The organism is Monashia sp. HAY1-2A (assembly GCF_056755315.1).
This window is the reverse complement of the sequence record NZ_JBNDHY010000568.1, coordinates 1-253: the sequence shown is the minus strand read 5'-3', so window position 1 is coordinate 253 and position 253 is coordinate 1. Positions and strand designations below refer to the sequence as shown.

Here is a 253-nt window from a genome sequence, read left to right as displayed (position 1 = left end):
GAAACATTCCCAGCGCGAAGAATACGCCATGGCGCAGGAGAAAAACCTTCGAAGGAAAGCGCGAAAGGGCCGCAAACAGCTCCTTGTCGAGCAGAAATGCCACCGACCAGACCACGAGATAGAGCGTGCTTATGGCGCAGAGGATTTTTGCGAGGCTTTCCAGGGAAACGCGCGGCGCAAAGACGATCGTAATCCCCACCATGAGATAGAACACCGCTTCGACGACGAGGGACCACACGACGCCGTCGATGTA

General features: G+C 56.1%; 1 protein-coding gene. It reads right to left on the bottom strand.

Features of this window, described 5'->3' with window-relative positions; all coding sequences use genetic code 11:
- Window positions 1–238, bottom strand: a 238-nt coding sequence (locus ACPYOM_RS23100) for a hypothetical protein (RefSeq protein ID WP_481347759.1), incomplete at its 3' end; no start/stop codon positions are given.
- Between the last annotated feature and the right edge of the window lie 15 nt (window positions 239–253).